A 15,970-nucleotide genomic window follows, 5' to 3' on the forward strand; every position below is an offset into this window, starting at 1 on the left:
GGTAATGAAAAAAGGCATTTACGGTATATTGAAAGCTAAGTTTCTTATCGATGATGACGCGGTAAAAAATTGGCGTTTTATAGTTTTTTTAATATTACTGGCTATAGTTATGATTGCAAATACACAACGTTTTGAACAAAAAGTTTTTCAAATAGCTCAGTTAACAACTGAGGTCAAAGAATTGCGATCCGAATTTGTGGACAGACGTTCACAGTTAATGAAGTTAAAAATGGAGTCGACAGTTTCTGAAAAAATGATTGAGAAAGAAATTTTTCCATCAACAGTTCCTCCAATTAAGATAAAAGTAAAAAAAGAAGAAGAGAAAAGTTTTCTTAAAAAATTATGGCAGTAGAAGATAAATACATATCGTACCGAATCTATCTGGTTGCATTTGCTATTTTTTTGATAGCGATTGCGATTGCCGTGAAATTGACAAATATTCAATGGGTTGAAGGGGATTATTATAGAAAATTAGCCAAAGAAAGAACGGTTAAGAATTTTGTAATTCCTTCTAATAAAGGAAATATTTATTCATCTGATGGGAGTTTATTGGCTACTTCGATTCCTAATTATGAAATACGTTTTGATGCTTTGGCACCAAAAGCAGAAGTATTCGAAAAAAATGTTCAAGCATTATCAGATTCTTTAGCTACAGTTCTAGATAAACCGAGTAGTTTTTATCAAAATGAATTAAGAAGAGCTAGAGCAAATAATAATAGATATTATTTGATTTCTCGTGATTTAAGTTATACCGATTATATTAAAATAAAAGGATTTCCCTTATTCAAATTAGGAGCTTACAAAGGAGGAATTATTGTTGAGCAAAAGACCGTTAGGGAGCATCCGATAGGTAAAATTGCCGAAAGAACGATTGGCTATGAGCGTCGAAATTCCAATGGAACTTCTGATGGTAAAGGAATTGAATGGGCATATAGAAAATATCTTAACGGTAAAGACGGTAAAATCTTAAAACAAAAAATTGCGAAAGGGCAATGGAAACCCATACGTGATATAAATGAAGTAGATCCTCAGGATGGTTACGATGTAATTTCGACTATTGACGTTTATATTCAAGATATTGCACATCATGCTTTATTGAAGCAATTGGAAGATTACCAAGCGGATCATGGTTGTGTTGTCGTGATGGAAACTCAAACTGGTAAGGTAAAAGCGATAGCTAATTTAGGAAGAGCTAACGATGGTACTTATTATGAAACTACAAATTATGCTGTAGCTGAATCGCATGAGCCGGGATCAACGTTCAAATTGGCTGATTTAATGGCTATTCTTGAAGATAAAGTGGCGGATACAAGTACTGTTTATGATACACATGGTGGGGTAGTTAAATATTCCGGAAAATCGGTAAGGGATTCTCATACAGGAGGATATGGTAAGATCTCATTGGCTAGAGGTTTTGAGTTGTCTTCAAATACGGTAATGGTTCAAGCGGTTTATGATAATTATAAAAATAATCCTACCAAGTTTGTAAACCACGTTAATTCGTATGGATTGAATAAAAAATTGAATATGGATTTTGAAGGAGAAGGTAGGCCGTTTATACCGCAACCTTCTGACAAGAATTGGTCTAATATTTCACTTCCTTGGATGGCTTTTGGGTATGGTGTTTCGGTTACGCCAATGCAAACGTTGGCCTTTTATAATGCTGTAGCAAATAATGGTGAAATGGTGAAACCACAATTTGTTTCTGAAATTAAAGAATGGAATAAAACGATTGTAAAGGTCGAAAAAGAAGTAATTAATCCTAAGATATGTTCTAAGGAAACTCTATTGAAAGTAAAAGCAGTCTTGGCTAATGTGGTTAAAAAAGGAACGGCTTCTAAATTGTTTTCCAAAGAATTTTCAATGGCTGGAAAAACGGGAACTGCTGCCGTTAATTATGCCAAAGATGGAGGAGCAGGAAAATACTATGCCTCTTCATTTGTAGGGTACTTCCCTGCAGATCATCCTAAATATTCGTGTATTGTAGTCGTGCATAAGCCGAGTACAGTGAACAATAATTATTATGGTGCCGATGTTGCTGGACCAGTTTTTAAGCGAATTGCACAAAAAATATTTACAGATGTGCCTTCGACTAATGAAATTAAAAAATTAAATAAGAAAGTCCCAAAACAAGAAGATAGCTATAACAATTACTTTGCTAAAGTACAAAAACAACAAGAACTGGTTCCTGATGTTAAAGGGATGCCGGGAATGGATGCAGTTGCTTTATTAGAAAATCTAGGCATTAAGGTAAAAGCGGTAGGAATGGGGAAAGTAAAAACGCAATCGCTTCAAGCGGGTCAGAATATAATAAAAAACACAACTATAACATTAGAATTATTGTGATTATACTAAAAGACATATTATATAAAGTAGCTATTGAGTCTATAAACGGTTCAACGGATATTGCTATTAACAAAATAGATTTTGATTCTAGGAAAATAGAGCAAAATGATATTTTTATAGCTATTCGTGGGGCTATTTCGGACGGTCATGATTTTATTCAAAAAGCAATTAATTTAGGTGCTAAAGCAATTGTTTGCGATGCCTTTCCTAAAGTTTTAGTAAAAGGAGTTACGTATGTACAAGTATTGGATACAAACAAGGCTTTGGCTTATATGGCGGCTAATTATTTTGGAAATCCTTCGGAAAGTTTAAAATTAGTAGGGATTACAGGAACCAATGGAAAAACTACAATTGCTTCTTTATTGTATCAATTGTTTAAAAAAGCAGGGTTTAAAGTTGGGTTATTGTCTACCGTTAAAATAATGGTTGATGATGTTGAATATAAAGCAACTCATACAACACCAGATTCTATAACAATCAACTATTACTTGGCAGAAATGAAAGCAGCCAATGTTGATTATTGTTTTATGGAAGTGAGTTCACATGGAATTCATCAGAAAAGAACGGAGGCATTATTTTTTGCGGGTGGAGTTTTTACCAATTTATCACACGATCACTTGGATTACCATCCCACTTTTGCTGAATATAGAGATGTGAAAAAATCTTTTTTTGATCATCTTCCAAAAACGGCATTTGCATTATCAAATACTGATGATAAAAATGGGGCAATTATGTTGCAAAACACAGCGGCCAAAAAGCGCACCTATGCATTAAAATCGTATGCTGATTATAAAACCCAAATCCTAGAAAATCAATTGTCAGGATTGTTATTGAAAATTGATGGAAATGAAGTATGGGTAAAATTAATTGGAACTTTTAATGCTTATAATGTTTTGGCTATTTACGGAACCGCTATTGAATTAGGTTTAGATAGTTTAGAAACTTTAAGATTGTTATCTGAATTGGAAAGTGTTTCAGGAAGATTTCAATATATCGTTTCTGAGTCAAATATTACTGCTATTGTGGATTATGCACATACTCCGGATGCATTAGAAAATGTTTTGAAAACGATCAATGATATTCGAACCAAAAACGAACAATTGATTACAGTTGTAGGTTGTGGAGGTAATAGAGATAAAACAAAACGTCCTATTATGGCTGGGATTGCTTCTGATTTGAGTGACAAAGCAATTCTTACATCCGATAACCCTAGAAATGAAGATCCAGATACTATTCTAACTGAGATGGAAACGGGTGTTGCTCCTCAAAACTATAAAAAGATCTTGACAATTACTGATAGAAAACAAGCTATAAAAACAGCTTGTCAATTGGCTCAACCCAATGATATTATTTTAATAGCAGGAAAAGGACACGAAACATATCAAGAAATTATGGGAATTCGCCATGATTTTGATGATATGAAAATTGTAAAAGAAATATTAGAACAACTTCATAAATAGTAAAATATGCTGTATTACTTATTTGAATATTTAGATAAAACGATGAATGTTTCTGGAACTGGTGTTTTTCAATACATCACTTTTAGATCGGCATTGGCTTTCTTATTATCACTATTATTATCTACTGTTTATGGTAAAAGAATTATCAATTTTTTACGCAATCAGCAAGTAGGTGAAACAGTTAGAGAACTAGGTTTGGCTGGGCAAAACGAAAAAGCAGGTACTCCTACAATGGGGGGGTTAATCATCATATTTGCCACATTGTTACCAGTTATGTTATTCGCAAAATTGCATAATATTTATATTGTCTTGTTGATTGTTACGACTTTATGGATGGGAACAATTGGTTTTGTAGATGACTATATAAAAATTTTCAAAAAAGACAAGCAAGGACTAAAAGGGATTTTTAAAGTTTTTGGACAAGTGGGGTTAGGTTTAATTGTTGGGACAGTTCTATATTTTAATCCAAGTGTAACAGTACGTACTGATACGGGTAAAAGTGATGTTTTTAAGATGACCACTGAGAATGTTATTTATGAAGCTCCTTTGGAAGAAAAGTCGACAGCGACTACAATTCCATTTTTCAAAAACAATGAATTTGATTATGCTGAATTATTAGCTTGGACTGGAGAAGGATATGAAAAATGGGCTTGGGTAATCTTTATTCCTATTGTGATTTTTATTATAACAGCAGTTTCTAATGGGGCTAATTTAACTGACGGTATAGATGGACTCGCCGCGGGAACTTCGGCAATATCCGTACTGGCATTAGGTATTTTTACTTTCGTTTCAGGAAATATTATTTTCTCCAATTACTTGAATATTATGTACATCCCTAATTCGGGCGAGATGACGGTTTTTATCGCCTCTTTTACAGGGGCACTAATTGGATTTCTATGGTATAATTCGTATCCAGCATCTGTATTTATGGGAGATACTGGAAGTTTGACGATCGGTGGGATTATTGCCGTCTTAGCGATTGCAGTTCGAAAAGAAATGTTGATTCCATTATTTTGCGGAGTGTTTTTAGTTGAGAATTTTTCGGTGGTATTGCAAGTGACCTATTTTAAATATACCAAGAAACGTTTTGGTGAAGGACGAAGAATATTTCTAATGGCTCCTTTACATCATCACTATCAAAAGAAGGGCTATCATGAAAGTAAAATTGTAACTCGTTTTTGGATTGTAGCTATCATGTTAGCGATACTTTCAATTGTTACTTTAAAATTAAGATAACATGAGACTAGTTGTATTAGGCGGCGGAGAAAGCGGAGTAGGAACAGCAATCCTAGGTAAGAAAAAAGGATATGATGTTTTTGTGTCTGATTTTGGAAAGATAAAAGAAAACTATAAAGAAGTTCTTGTAAGTAATGGTATTGATTTCGAAGACGAACAACATACTGAGGATTTGATTTTGAATGCTGACGTGGTTATGAAAAGCCCTGGTATTCCAGAAAAAGCTCCAATTGTTAAAAAACTAATCGAAAAAGGGATCCCTGTGATATCAGAAATAGAATTTGCGGCTCCTTTTACAAAAGCAATAACTATTGGGATAACTGGAAGTAATGGGAAGACTACGACAACAATGTTAGCCTATCATTTGTTAAAATCGGCTGGATTGAATGTCGGTTTGGGGGGTAATATTGGAAAGAGTTTTGCCTGGCAAGTAGCTGATGACACATTTGATTCCTATGTGTTAGAATTAAGTAGTTTTCAATTGGATGGCATTAAAGATTACAAACCTCATATAGCAATTATTACCAATATTAGTCCGGATCATTTAGATCGATACGATTACAAATACGAAAATTATATTGATTCAAAATTTAGAATAACAATGAATCAAACAGAGGATGATTACCTCATATATGACGCAGATGACGAGGCTATTAATGAATGGCTAAATAAAAATAAAACAAAAGCAAAACTAATCCCTTTTTCATTAACAAAAACTTTTAGTGAAGGAGCATTTATCAAAAACAACATAATGGAAGTATCAATTAATCAAGAGGAATTTAAAATGGACACGGAGTCAATTGCTTTGGAAGGAAAACATAATATGAAAAATGCAATGGCAGCAACCTCTGTGGCTAAATTGATGCAAATTAGAAAAGCAACAATTCGTGAAAGTTTATCTAATTTCCAAGGAGTAGAGCACCGTTTGGAGAAAGTATTGAAAATTCAAAATGTTCAATATATCAATGATTCAAAAGCGACAAATGTAAATGCTACTTTCTTTGCTTTAGACAGTATGAACACACCAACAGTGTGGATTGTAGGTGGTGTCGATAAAGGGAATGATTATAATGAATTGATGTCATTAGTTCGTGAAAAAGTAAAAGCAATAATTTGTTTAGGAGTCGATAATAAAAAAATAATTGATGCATTTGGTAATGTAGTTGATATTATGGTTGAAGTTACCAATATGAATGATGCCGTAAGAATGGCGCAACGTTTGACCGAAAAAGGGGATACTGTATTGTTATCGCCTGCATGTGCAAGTTTTGATTTGTTTGAAAACTATGAGGATAGAGGAAAACAATTTAAACAAGCGGTACAAAACTTATAGAAAGAAGGTAAATTATAAAGAGTAAGGTTGAACATTTTTAAACTTTAAACAAGTGAAACTTTAAACAAATTTTGAAATGAAGCAATTAATAGGTAATTTAAAAGGAGATAAAGTAATATGGTCATTCGTGGCTTTATTAGCGCTGTTTTCGTTTATGCCTGTTTTTAGTGCCAGTAGTAATTTAGCCTATTTAGGACATGGGACGGGTAATACATTGGGTTATTTGGTAAAACATTTAGCTCATATTTGTATTGGATTTACTATTATTTATTTTGTTCATAAAGTGCCATATCATTATTTTAGAGCCATCTCTAAAGTGGGATTACCTGTTGTTTGGATATTATTGGCTTATACCTTAATCAAAGGAACGGTAATTGCAGGTGCTAATGCAAGTCGATGGATTCAAATTCCGTTTGTGGGCATTACATTTCAAACATCAACATTAGCATCCTTAGTGTTGTTCATTTATGTTGCTAGGTATTTATCTAAAACTCGAGAAGAACCAATTGATTTTAAAGAATCTTTAAAAGAACTTTGGATTCCCGTATTTATAACTTTAATGTTTATTTTACCTGCCAATTTTTCTACAACAGCCTTGATATTTTCAATGGTAATTATGCTTGTTTTTATTGGTAAATACCCAATAAAATATATTGGTTTTATAATTGGTTCAGGTATTGTTTTTCTTGCCTTTTTTGTGCTTGTTTCCAAAGCGTTTCCTGATTCTAGATTTTTTAGTAGGGTAAGTACGTGGAGTAGTCGAATTGAAAATTTTACAACCGACAAACCAGACGAAGATGATTACCAAATTGAGAAAGCCAAAATTGCTATTGCTTCAGGTAAAATTTATGGATTAGGACCGGGGAAAAGTGTTCAGAAGAATTTTTTACCACAATCTTCTTCTGATTTTATTTATGCTATCATAGTCGAAGAATACGGTTTAATTGGAGGGCTTGGTGTTCTTACCTTATACCTTCTGCTTTTATTCCGTTTTGTCATTGCTTCGCATAAAGCAAATACCTTATTTGGAAAATTAGTCGTCATAGGGCTCGGTTTTCCAATGATATTTCAAGCCATGATAAATATGGCCGTAGCTGTAGAGTTACTGCCGGTTACAGGGCAAACGTTACCCTTGATCAGTAGCGGAGGAAGTTCCATTTGGATGACGTGCTTTGCACTCGGTATCATTATAAGCGTGACTAAAAAAGACGAAGAAATAGAGGAAGAATTAAAAGTAGCAGCTAAAAGAGAAGAAGCGCTTCAAAAATTAATTGATGCTGAGCTAGCTTCTGAAGAAGAAATTAATTCGGATTATTCTATTGAAGATAAAGCTGGAAATCCTATGGATGCGGTGATGAATAAATAATATTTAATTGAAGTATTTCATAACAGTAATTTTAAATTAAATGAAACAATATAAATTCATATTAAGTGGTGGAGGAACGGGAGGACATATATATCCTGCAATTGCTATTGCTAATGAATTAAAAATGCGTTTCCCTAATGCTGAATTCCTTTTTGTAGGAGCCAAAGATAAAATGGAAATGCAAAAAGTTCCTCAAGCGGGTTACAATATAAAAGGATTGTGGATTGCTGGTTTACAACGTCAGATTAATTTAAAAAACGCGATGTTTCCCTTTAAATTAGTTGATAGTTTATGGAAATCCGGAATGATACTTAAGGATTTTAAACCAGATGTAGTTATTGGTACAGGCGGTTTTGCTAGTGGACCATTATTACAAGTAGCTAATACAATGGGCATACCTACTGTAATTCAAGAACAAAATTCTTATCCTGGAATTACAAATAAGTTATTGAGCAAAAAAGCAAGTGCTATTTGTGTTGCCTATGAAAATTTAGAGCGTTTTTTTCCAAAAGAAAAAATGGTTTTTACGGGTAACCCAGTTCGTCAGGATTTGATTGATATCGAAAGTAAGAGAGGGGACGCAATTGAATATTTTAATTTAGATCCTAATAAAAAGACGTTGCTTGTTCTTGGAGGAAGTCTGGGTGCTAGAAGAATGAATCAATTAATTGAAAAAGAATTAGATAAGATTGTTTCTCAAAATGTTCAGATTATCTGGCAATGCGGAAAATTATATTACGAAGATTATAAAAAATACAATACGGAGAATGTTCAGGTTGTTTCTTTTATCGAAAGAATGGATTTTGTTTATGCAGCAGCAGATATTATTATTTCACGTGCTGGTGCTTCATCCGTATCAGAATTATGTATTGTTGGAAAACCGGTGCTGTTTATTCCATCACCGAATGTGGCAGAAGACCATCAGACAAAAAATGCAAAAGCAATTGTTGACAAAAAAGGAGCATTGCTTTTAAAAGAATCAGATTTGGATTCTCAATTCAGTCTTGTTTTTGAGGCCCTTTTAAAAGATGAAGGAAAGCAAAAGCAGCTAAGCGAAAATATAAAACAACTAGCAATGCCAGAAGCAACAAAGCAAATTGCTGATGAAATTGTGAAATTAATTAAAAAATAACAAACAGTAAGTTCAACGGACTTTAAGATATTAAAAACAATGAATTTAAATCAAATACATAACGTCTATTTCATCGGAATTGGTGGCATCGGAATGAGTGCCTTGGCACGGTATTTTAAGAATATCGGGAAGCAAGTTTCGGGTTATGATAAAACGCCAACGATGCTGACGAGAGAATTGATTGAAAGTGGAATTGAAATTCATTTTGAAGATAATATTGATTTAATTCCGAAAAATTTTTATGTAGAAAATACTTTGGTGATTATTACGCCAGCTGTACCAAAAATGCATTCTGAATGGAATTATTTTTTGGAAAGAGAATATCAAGTAAAAAAGAGAGCGGAAGTTTTAGGTATAATAACAAAAGACACTTTTTGCTTTGCTGTGGCAGGTACACATGGAAAAACAACAACATCAAGTATTCTAGGGCACATTTTATATGAAAGTGGGGTTGATGTAACAGCTTTTATTGGAGGAATTGTAGAAAATTATAATTCAAATTTAATAGGTAGTGGTAAAACAGTTACGGTAGTTGAAGCGGATGAATTCGATCGTTCTTTTTTGCATTTGCATCCTAATATTGCTTGTATCACATCTATGGATGCAGATCATTTAGATATTTATGGGACAAGTGATGCTATAGAAGAATCGTTTGTAGAATTTGCAAATAAAATTGAGGATAAAAATAAATTATTTATCACTAAAGATTTGCCTTTAAAAGGGGTGACAGTTGCGGTAAATGAAGATGCTGTTTACAATGTCTTTAATGTGCGAATTGAAAATGGGAGTTATGTTTTTGATATAAATACTCCAAAAGGGATTTTAAAAGATTTTCGTTTTGGTTTACCAGGAAGACACAATTTGATGAATGCTTTAATGGCTATTGCAATGGCTGAAATATTCGGCACCCCAACCGAGGCCATTGCAGTAGCCTTAGCATCATTTAAAGGAGTTAAGAGAAGGTTTTCGTATCAAATTAAAACAAAAAACTTAGTTTACATTGATGACTATGCGCATCACCCTACTGAGATTGATGCTGTGCATCAGGCAGTAAGAGAATTGTATCCTGATAAAAAAGTTTTGGCTGTATTTCAGCCTCATTTATTTAGTAGAACAAGGGATTTTGCTGATGATTTTGCCAAAAGTTTGTCTAATTTTGACGAAGTTATTTTAATGGATATTTATCCGGCCCGTGAATTGCCAATTGAGGGAATTACTTCGGATTGGTTGTTGTCTAAAATTGATAATCAGCATAAAAAATTAGTTCAAAAAGAAGAATTAATAAAGACTATTTTGGAAAGTAATGCTCAAATAATTGTTACTATTGGAGCAGGTGATATTGGGGAAATGGTAGTGTCAATAAAACAAGCGCTAAATGAGAATATTTAACTGGACAAATATTAGATTATTTCTTATGTTAGGATTAGTAATTTTCCTGTTTTCATTTACGTCAAATCGAAATGAACATAGAAAATTAAAGAAATCCGTAGTTGTTTTTGTAGGAGATAACGCTCTTTTTGTGAAAAGAGAAACGGTTAATAAATTGTTAATAGAAAATAAAGAGAATGCTTCAAGCATTGAAAAAGATAAATTAGATTTGAATAAGCTGGAAAGGATACTGGATTCAAATGCTATGATTGAGAAATCAGATGTGTTTGTAAGTATTGATGGTGTTCTAAAAGCAGTAGTAAAACAAAAGACTCCTATAGCAAGGGTTTTCGAAGGTGAACACTCGTTTTATGTTGACTATGAAGGGGGTAGGATGCCATTATCAGATAATTTTACAGCTAGAGTTCTACTTGTTTCGGGGGAGATAAATAAAAAAAATAGCGAAGATTTAGCTCAATTATTTCATGTAATTTATGACGATGATTTTTTGAAAAAAAACATCATTGCGATTCAAATTATGCCTAATGGTAGCTTAAAAATGTTCAATAGAAATTTTAATTATCAAATTGATTTTGGAAGATTGGTAAATGTGGAACAAAAATTCAAAGATTACAAGGCCTTTTTTCAAAAAGCAGTTTTAGATAGTTCTTTATATAAATATAAAAAGATTGACCTGAGATTTACTAAACAAGTAGTTTGTACAAAATAAATAGATAATGGAAAAAGAGAATATTGCAGTGGGTCTAGATATTGGGACTACCAAGATTGTTGCCATGATTGGCAAAAAAAACGAATATGGTAAACTTGAAATTTTAGGCGTAGGTAAATCTAAAAGTTTGGGTGTTGCAAGAGGTGTTGTAAATAATATTACTCAAACAATTCAGTCCATTCAGCAAGCAATACATGAAGCAGAAAATAATTCAGGGTATAAAATAAAAGATGTAGTTGTAGGAATTGCTGGACAGCACATCCGAAGTATTCAGCATACTGATTATATCAGCAGAAGTAATCCAGAAGAAGTGATAGGTGGTGATGATATTCAATTGCTAATTGATCAAGTAAATAAGTTGGCCATGTTACCTGGAGAAGAAATAATCCATGTTTTACCACAAGAATTTAAAATTGATGGGCAGTCTGAAATTAAAGAGCCAATAGGGATGTATGGTGGCAGACTAGAATCTAGTTTTCATGTTGTTGTTGGTCAAGCGTCCTCTATAAGAAATGTGGGTCGTTGTATTCAGAGTTCGGGGATTGAATTATCTGGATTGACATTAGAACCATTAGCATCTTCAGATGCAGTCCTAAGTCAAGAAGAAAAAGAAGCGGGTGTAGCTTTGATTGATATAGGTGGAGGAACAACAGATTTAGCTATTTTTAAAGACGGGATTATTCGTCATACAGCAGTAATTCCTTTTGGTGGAAATGTAATTTCTGATGATATAAAAGAAGGGTGTTCTATTATTGAAAAACAAGCAGAATTATTAAAAGTAAAGTTTGGTTCAGCTTGGCCAGGTGAAAATAAAGACAATGAAATTGTTTCTATACCTGGATTAAGAGGGAGAGAACCTAAAGAAATTTCTTTAAAGAATTTGTCAAAAATAATCCACGCACGCGTTGTTGAAATTGTGGAGCAAGTTTTTACTGAAATTAAAGCGTATGGTCATGAAGATCCTCGTAAAAAACTAATTGCAGGAATAGTACTTACTGGTGGTGGAGCACAATTAAAGCATATTAAGCAGTTAGTGGAATATATTACTGGAATGGATACTAGAATTGGATATCCTAATGAGCATTTAGCAGGTGATTCTGATGAAGAGTTTTCAAGCCCATTATATGCTACGGCTGTAGGATTAGTAATGAATAGCATTGAAAATAAAACGCAAAGCGCTATTAGAAAGGAAGAGGTGCCACAACCAAAAGCTCCAGTTTATCGCGCTCCAATTGCCGAAAGTTATCAAGATATTCCTGAAGAAAATGAAGAAGAAAAAAGGATTAATCATGCCAAGAAGGAAGAGTCTACAGGAGATAAAATAAAAAGATCTTTTTTTGACCGATATGTAGATAAGATTAAAGATTTTTTAGACAACGCGGAATAGGGTAAACCTAAATAAAATAGAACAACAATTAATAATTAATATCAAAAACCAAATAAAATGATGAGCAACTCAGAATTTGGAAGTATTTCATTTGATTTACCAAAAAACCAATCAAATGTAATCAAAGTAATTGGTGTAGGTGGAGGTGGAAGTAACGCTATAAACCACATGTTTAAGCAAGGAATTAAAGGGGTGGATTTTATTGTATGTAATACTGATTCTCAGGCATTACAAAGTAGTTCAGTACCTAATAAAATTCAGTTAGGGGTAAACTTGACTGAAGGACTTGGTGCTGGTGCTAATCCTGATGTAGGGCAGCAATCAGCTATTGAGAGCATTGCTGAAATTGAAAAAATGTTGGACCGCAATACTAAGATGGTTTTCATCACAGCTGGAATGGGTGGTGGTACTGGAACAGGTGCTGCGCCGGTTATTGCTCAATTAGCCAAAGAGAGAGAAATTCTTACTGTAGGTATTGTAACACTTCCATTCTTATTTGAAGGGAAAGTGCGTCAAGAACAAGCGAAAATTGGAATAGAAAAATTACGCAAGCAGGTAGATTCTTTAATCGTTATTAATAATAATAAATTAAGAGAAGTATATGGTAATCTTGGTTTCAAAGCAGGATTTTCAAAAGCGGATGAAGTTTTAGCAACTGCCTCAAGAGGTATTGCTGAAGTGATAACACATCACTACACTCAAAATATCGATTTACGTGATGCGAAGACCGTTTTGTCTAATAGTGGAACTGCAATTATGGGTTCGGCTGTTGCTGAAGGAGAAAATAGAGCAAAAGAAGCTATTATTTCTGCTTTAGATTCTCCATTATTGAATGATAACAAAATCACAGGTGCCAAAAACGTATTGTTGCTCATCGTTTCTGGAACTAATGAAATCACTTTAGATGAAATCGGAGAAATCAATGACCACATTCAAAATGAAGCAGGTCACAATGCCAATATTATTATGGGTGTTGGTGAAGATGAAACTCTTGGTGATGCTATTGCAGTTACTATAATTGCAACAGGTTTTGATATTGAACAACAAAATGGAATCGTAAATACGGAGCCGAAAAAAATAATTCATGCACTAGAGGATGAACAAAGTAATGTTTATAATCTATCAAAAAATGCGGTACCTGCTTTTGATTTAAATACAGAATCACCAAAATCAAATTCCGATGAAAGAATCGTATTTGATTTGTTAGAAGACAAAGTCGTGCCTGAAGCAATTGTTCCAGTTCCAGGAAACGAAGGTTTATTGGCCATGTCTGAGTTTATTAAGAACTTAGATGTTACTTTTGAAATCGTTTCTCCTATTAAAGATATTGATTTTACATTTACAGCTCCAAAACAAGTAGAAGCAGAAGTGCAACAGCCTAAAGTAATTGAAAGACAAGAGCAAACAACATTTTCTTTTGACTTGCCAATTGCAAAACCTGAGCCAGTTGCAGAAATAAAAGAAGAGAAAGTTTTATTTGAATTGACAAATGAAACACGTGAGATAAAAGTGAATCAACCCGTTCAATTTGTTCCAGTAACTGAATTGTCTGATAATGGAATCATTAAATATTCTCTTGAGGAGTATATGGAAGCGGAGAATGAATTGATTTCTTCAAAACCAGTTGCTAAAGTTGTGGAAGAAGTGATACCAGCTGAATTGAATATCACAATGAAGCAAGTGGATAAAAGTGTAAATGCTCCTTCTCATTTTGAGGAGATATCTCCAATGGAAATGACAATTGAGGAAACATTGAGGCTAAGAGCTGATGAGAGAAGAAAAAAGCTAAAAGAATTCAACTATAAGTTTCATAATAATGTTTCTAAAGTGGATGAATATGAAAGAGAACCTGCTTACAAAAGGTTAGGAATAGATATCTCAAATACACAGTCAAACAATACAAATTCTAGAATTTCTGTTGGTACAGACAGCAATAATGATTTACAGCTGCGTTCAAATAATTCTTATTTACATGACAATGTAGATTAATTAATTTTAACCAATAAGAACTAGCCCGAAAATTGAATTTAATTTTCGGGTTATTTTTTTTATCTTCGCACCACTATTTTAGCAAAGAATATTTTTTGTGCCTTAATCCAGCTGTCCGTTACAAGATTTTATCGCCAAATGGTTTTTTCTACGTCTTTAAAAGAGCTTCCTTCGGTCGCTTTTTAAATTCAAGAAAAAAAGCATTGGCTCTCAAAATGCTTTTCACTACCATCTGGGGCAAAAGATAGTTCGTAACAGGAATTCAACAATCGATGAATAATCGATTAATCAAATAAATAATAAAGAATATGAGTTTATCAGTACAAATCATGGACGAAATGAAAACCGCCATGAGAGCCAAAGATACAGTTGCATTAGAAGCTTTAAGAGCTATTAAATCTGAGATCCTTTTAGCTCAGACAGCAACGGGATCAAAAGAAGAAATTACCGAAGATGACGAAGTTAAATTACTACAAAGATTAGTGAAAACCCGTAAGGAAAGTGCTAGAATTTTCACAGAACAAAATCGTTTGGATTTGGCCGAACCAGAATTGGCTCAAATTGCAGTAATCGAAAAATTCTTACCTGCACAATTAACAGAAGCTGAAGTAGAAGTAGTGATAGCAAAAATAATTGCCGAAACTGGAGCTGTTGGTATTGCATCAATGGGGAAAGTAATGGGATTAGCTGCTGCTCAATTAGGTGGTACTGCCGAAGGGAAAGTTATTTCTACAATAGTAAAAAAACTATTGACATAAATTTTAGGATTCAAGGTTAACGATTTTAAATCACAAATCTAAAATCGTTAATCTAAAATCAAACGGCTGCGTAGTTCAACTGGATAGAATATCAGATTTCGACTCTGAGGGTTGCAGGTTCGAACCCTGTCGCGGCCACAAATAATATAAAATTTTTAGTTTTACATAAAAAAAGAGCGATTATATAATCGCTCTTTTTTTATTTGCACCTTTTCTTAATGTAATCAAAGGGGTAGGGATAGCCAAGTTCAGCTGCTTTATTTAAATCACTACAGCCACTTTCTGTTTGGTTTAATTTAAACTTCAATTCAGCCCGGTCATTATATGCTTTGCTAAATTTCGGATCTATTTCAATAGCCTTAGAATAATCTTCAATCGCGCCGTTATAATCTTTCAAAATACTTTTAGTAGCTGCTCTAGAATAATATGCTTTGCTATGATTTGGATCAATTTCTATCACTTTAGATAAATCTTTAAGAGCGTCTTTGTACTCTTTTTGAATGTTTTCTACTAGTGCTCTTGAGTAGTAAGCTTTGCTAAAGTTGGGTTTTAGTTCAATGGCTTTACTGTAATCTTTAACTGCTTCTTTGTAATCTTTTAATAGGTTTTTGTTATTCCCTGATGTGTAGTAGTCACTAGCTATTTGAGAATTGGCTTTTATACAAATAATAAAGGTAAGCGCAATAAAAATTTTGTTCATTTCTTTTTTTTAATTTCAATTAATGGGGTTGTTTGTTTTAATTTAAATGATTCGACGAGCAATAAGTTAGTTAACTGTTTGATTTCTAGGAGAGACTAAACTTTATTTTTTTTGTGAATATTTACTCACAAATATTTGAAAAAATAAATCGATAAACAATACCCA

At 33.2% G+C, this 15,970-nt stretch carries 13 protein-coding genes and 1 tRNA gene; 13 read left to right on the forward strand and 1 reads right to left on the reverse strand.

Annotated elements, in window-relative coordinates:
* Positions 1-4: 4 nt before the first annotated feature.
* The 13 genes from AB3G39_RS05240 to AB3G39_RS05300 all read left to right on the forward strand — a co-directional run bounded on the left by AB3G39_RS05240 (position 5) and on the right by AB3G39_RS05300 (position 15,243).
* Complete coding sequence (locus AB3G39_RS05240) at positions 5-352, forward strand: FtsL-like putative cell division protein (RefSeq protein WP_367771948.1); 348 nt, start codon at positions 5-7, stop codon at positions 350-352.
* Positions 343-2,346 (forward strand): penicillin-binding protein, encoded by a 2,004-nt coding sequence (locus AB3G39_RS05245; protein ID WP_367771946.1) that lies wholly within the window; start codon positions 343-345, stop codon positions 2,344-2,346. Before AB3G39_RS05240 ends, AB3G39_RS05245 begins: the two co-directional genes overlap by 10 nt.
* Positions 2,343-3,806, forward strand: a complete 1,464-nt coding sequence (locus AB3G39_RS05250; RefSeq protein WP_367771944.1) for a UDP-N-acetylmuramoyl-L-alanyl-D-glutamate--2,6-diaminopimelate ligase — start codon at positions 2,343-2,345, stop codon at positions 3,804-3,806. The genes AB3G39_RS05245 and AB3G39_RS05250 overlap by 4 nt, the downstream gene beginning before the upstream one ends.
* A gap of 6 nt (positions 3,807-3,812) precedes the next feature.
* On the forward strand, positions 3,813-5,042 hold the full coding sequence (mraY, locus tag AB3G39_RS05255) for a phospho-N-acetylmuramoyl-pentapeptide-transferase (protein ID WP_367755060.1): 1,230 nt from the start codon (positions 3,813-3,815) through the stop codon (positions 5,040-5,042).
* A 1-nt stretch (position 5,043) separates the two neighbouring features.
* On the forward strand, positions 5,044-6,375 hold the full coding sequence (murD, locus tag AB3G39_RS05260) for a UDP-N-acetylmuramoyl-L-alanine--D-glutamate ligase (RefSeq protein ID WP_367771942.1): 1,332 nt from the start codon (positions 5,044-5,046) through the stop codon (positions 6,373-6,375).
* 76 nt (positions 6,376-6,451) lie between these two features.
* Positions 6,452-7,741 (forward strand): FtsW/RodA/SpoVE family cell cycle protein, encoded by a 1,290-nt coding sequence (locus AB3G39_RS05265; RefSeq protein WP_367771940.1) that lies wholly within the window; start codon positions 6,452-6,454, stop codon positions 7,739-7,741.
* A gap of 40 nt (positions 7,742-7,781) precedes the next feature.
* Entirely contained in the window at positions 7,782-8,873 is a 1,092-nt protein-coding gene (murG, locus tag AB3G39_RS05270) for an undecaprenyldiphospho-muramoylpentapeptide beta-N-acetylglucosaminyltransferase (RefSeq protein ID WP_369766176.1), read from the forward strand.
* A 39-nt stretch (positions 8,874-8,912) separates the two neighbouring features.
* The gene (gene murC, locus AB3G39_RS05275; RefSeq protein WP_369766177.1) at positions 8,913-10,262 is read left to right on the forward strand and encodes a UDP-N-acetylmuramate--L-alanine ligase; all 1,350 of its coding nucleotides are present in this window, start codon (positions 8,913-8,915) and stop codon (positions 10,260-10,262) included.
* On the forward strand, positions 10,249-10,971 hold the full coding sequence (locus AB3G39_RS05280) for a cell division protein FtsQ/DivIB (protein WP_369766178.1): 723 nt from the start codon (positions 10,249-10,251) through the stop codon (positions 10,969-10,971). The genes murC and AB3G39_RS05280 overlap by 14 nt, the downstream gene beginning before the upstream one ends.
* Before the next feature lie 7 nt (positions 10,972-10,978).
* On the forward strand, positions 10,979-12,358 hold the full coding sequence (ftsA, locus tag AB3G39_RS05285; RefSeq protein ID WP_367755049.1) for a cell division protein FtsA: 1,380 nt from the start codon (positions 10,979-10,981) through the stop codon (positions 12,356-12,358).
* A 57-nt stretch (positions 12,359-12,415) separates the two neighbouring features.
* Entirely contained in the window at positions 12,416-14,347 is a 1,932-nt protein-coding gene (gene ftsZ, locus AB3G39_RS05290; protein WP_369752511.1) for a cell division protein FtsZ, read from the forward strand.
* A gap of 308 nt (positions 14,348-14,655) precedes the next feature.
* Positions 14,656-15,105, forward strand: coding sequence for a GatB/YqeY domain-containing protein (locus tag AB3G39_RS05295; RefSeq protein WP_367771930.1), 450 nt, complete (start codon positions 14,656-14,658; stop codon positions 15,103-15,105).
* Between the two features lie 64 nt (positions 15,106-15,169).
* A tRNA-Arg gene (locus tag AB3G39_RS05300) sits at positions 15,170-15,243 on the forward strand.
* Between the two features lie 61 nt (positions 15,244-15,304).
* On the opposite strand, the gene AB3G39_RS05305 is transcribed toward AB3G39_RS05300, so the two are convergent.
* Positions 15,305-15,805, reverse strand: a complete 501-nt coding sequence (locus AB3G39_RS05305) for a tetratricopeptide repeat protein (RefSeq protein WP_367771928.1) — start codon at positions 15,803-15,805, stop codon at positions 15,305-15,307.
* Between the last annotated feature and the right edge of the window lie 165 nt (positions 15,806-15,970).

It is taken from the genome of Flavobacterium sp. WC2416, from assembly GCF_041200095.1.
In the GTDB taxonomy this organism is placed as follows: Bacteria; Bacteroidota; Bacteroidia; order Flavobacteriales; family Flavobacteriaceae; genus Flavobacterium.

Excerpts from the sequence above, each read along its gene's own strand:
- AB3G39_RS05240 (WP_367771948.1), top strand. The coding sequence starts at position 5 with ATGAAAAAAGGCATTTACGGTATATTGAAAGCTAAGTTTCTTATCGAT.
- AB3G39_RS05245 (WP_367771946.1), top strand. The coding sequence starts at position 343 with ATGGCAGTAGAAGATAAATACATATCGTACCGAATCTATCTGGTTGCA.
- mraY (WP_367755060.1), top strand. The coding sequence starts at position 3,813 with ATGCTGTATTACTTATTTGAATATTTAGATAAAACGATGAATGTTTCT.
- murD (WP_367771942.1), top strand. The coding sequence starts at position 5,044 with ATGAGACTAGTTGTATTAGGCGGCGGAGAAAGCGGAGTAGGAACAGCA.
- AB3G39_RS05265 (WP_367771940.1), top strand. The coding sequence starts at position 6,452 with ATGAAGCAATTAATAGGTAATTTAAAAGGAGATAAAGTAATATGGTCA.
- murG (WP_369766176.1), top strand. The coding sequence starts at position 7,782 with ATGAAACAATATAAATTCATATTAAGTGGTGGAGGAACGGGAGGACAT.
- murC (WP_369766177.1), top strand. The coding sequence starts at position 8,913 with ATGAATTTAAATCAAATACATAACGTCTATTTCATCGGAATTGGTGGC.
- AB3G39_RS05280 (WP_369766178.1), top strand. The coding sequence starts at position 10,249 with ATGAGAATATTTAACTGGACAAATATTAGATTATTTCTTATGTTAGGA.
- ftsA (WP_367755049.1), top strand. The coding sequence starts at position 10,979 with ATGGAAAAAGAGAATATTGCAGTGGGTCTAGATATTGGGACTACCAAG.
- ftsZ (WP_369752511.1), top strand. The coding sequence starts at position 12,416 with ATGATGAGCAACTCAGAATTTGGAAGTATTTCATTTGATTTACCAAAA.
- AB3G39_RS05295 (WP_367771930.1), top strand. The coding sequence starts at position 14,656 with ATGAGTTTATCAGTACAAATCATGGACGAAATGAAAACCGCCATGAGA.
- AB3G39_RS05305 (WP_367771928.1), bottom strand. The coding sequence starts at position 15,805 with ATGAACAAAATTTTTATTGCGCTTACCTTTATTATTTGTATAAAAGCC.